We start from the raw sequence: 1,892 nt of genomic DNA, 5'->3' as shown, positions 1-1,892 counted from the left end.
ACAGGCAGAGCGGGAGGCACAATGGATGCTGAACCGAGTTCAGCATGACGGATGCGGAAAAGCCGGGCGATAGCAGCGGCGGAGTTGTCTGATATAACCTCTTTGGCACTTTTTTGTTGACATCGTGACGCTATATGGTTAGAAAAGATGAACATCGCGATAGAGCGAGTCGCCGGAAGGCAACTCGTTCGAGTAATTCGAGAGTTCCACGACATGACAGCAAGAGCCAGCAGGCGGCCCCCGTGGGAGGAGCCGTTCCTGACGGCAGTTCGCGCCGGACACACCAATGTGCGAGCTGCGGAACTTGCGGGCGTCAACCGCAGCACGCCCTATTCGCTCAAGCGGCGCGATCCCGAATTTGCCGTCTCGTGGCTTGAGGCCGTTGTGGCTTCGGGGAGGCTACCCAAGTCGAAGAAGCCCGCAAGACCGACGGCTCATTGGCGCAAGGGATTTCTCGAAGCGCTGGCCGAATCGTCGAATGTGAAAGCGGCCGCTGTCCAAGCCAATATTCTTCCGCAGACTGCCTATCGGCTCCGCCGCGCTGATACAGCCTTTCGCACGCAATGGTACGAGGCGCTGCTCGAAGGCTACGAGCATCTCGAAATGGAAACGCTGCACCGCCTGCGGATGGGCACGGCCAAGGACGATCCGAAATTCGACATCGCCAATGCGCTGCGCCTGCTGGCGCTGCACAAGGAAACCGTCGCCCGCGAGCGGGCGCTGCGCGAAGACGAGGACGAGGACGCGATCCTCGCCTCGCTCGACGCCAAGATCGAGGCGATGCGCGCCCGCGAAGAGGAAGCTGCTCGCATATTGATCGCGGCCGCCCAACCCGATGACGGCTGAATTCATCGCCTCGCTCTCGCGCGGGGAGCGGGTTCGCCTGCCTGGCCGCTGGAGCTATTGGCGGCGCAAGGAACAGAAACCTCCGCGCGGCGACTGGCGGCTTTGGCTGATCCTTGCCGGGCGCGGTTTCGGCAAGACCAGGGCCGGCGCCGAATGGGTGCTCGAAGTCGCCCGAACCTGTCCCGATGCCCGGATCGCGCTCGTCGCCGCTTCGCTCGCCGAAGCCCGCGCGGTGATGGTCGAGGGTGAAAGCGGCGTGCTCGCCTGCGCCCCTGCCCGGCGCAGGCCCCAGTTCGAGCCGTCGCTGCGGCGGTTGAGCTGGCGCAACGGGGCAATCGCGACGCTCTATTCGGCAGCCGAGGCCGACAGTCTGCGCGGACCGCAACATTCGCATGCGTGGGCCGACGAGATTGCAAAATGGGACGCGGCCAGCGCTGAAGCGGCATGGGACAATCTGCAGCTTGGCCTGCGGCTTGGAGAAACGCCTCGCGTACTGGCGACCACCACGCCGCGCGCGGTGCCGCTGGTCCACCGGCTGGTGGCGGAATGCGAAGCCCCCGATGGCGTGCTGACGCGCGGCACCACCTGGGACAACAAGGCCAACCTGCCGCCGCGTTTCATCAGCGCGATGCAGCGCGCCTATGGCCGCTCGGCCTTGGGGCGGCAGGAGCTCGAAGGCGAATTGCTCGCTGAGGTGGACGGCGCTTTGTGGAGCCGGGCGCTGATCGAACAGTGTCGAATGACTCCCCCTCCCGTTGGCTGCGCCCAGCTGCGCTTCCAGGGGAGGGGGTCGGGGGGTGGGGAAATGCGGCCTGGCATTCCCCCCTCCCAACGCTGTGGCTTCGCCACGCCTGCGGCTCCCCCCCTGAAGGAGGGAGGGCAATTGGTGCGGATCGTGGTCGGGGTCGATCCCCCGGCCTCGGCCCATGGCGACGAATGCGGAATCGTGGTCTGCGGGCTCGATGAGACCGGGATCGGCCATGTGCTGGCCGATTGCTCGCTCGCGCGCCCGAGCCCTGAAAGCTGGGCGCGCGGGGTTGCCAATG

2 protein-coding genes are annotated in these 1,892 nt (G+C 65.7%); both read left to right on the top strand.

What is annotated here, in order from left to right:
- The first annotated feature begins 213 nt into the window (after positions 1-213).
- Positions 214-846, top strand: a complete 633-nt coding sequence (locus tag AC16XC_RS00645) for a hypothetical protein (RefSeq protein WP_484032698.1) — start codon at positions 214-216, stop codon at positions 844-846.
- The coding region (locus tag AC16XC_RS00640; RefSeq protein WP_484032697.1) for a terminase large subunit domain-containing protein at positions 836-1,892 on the top strand (1,057 nt) is incomplete at its 3' end. The genes AC16XC_RS00645 and AC16XC_RS00640, both read left to right, overlap by 11 nt.

It is taken from the genome of Candidatus Andeanibacterium sp. (assembly GCF_057143545.1).
The sequence above is the reverse complement of the archived record's forward strand: the minus strand, read 5'-3'. Positions and strand labels throughout refer to the sequence as shown.

What these genes read in the sequence shown, in the direction of transcription:
- AC16XC_RS00645 (WP_484032698.1), top strand. Translation starts at nt 214, where the DNA reads ATGACAGCAAGAGCCAGCAGGCGGCCCCCGTGGGAGGAGCCGTTCCTG.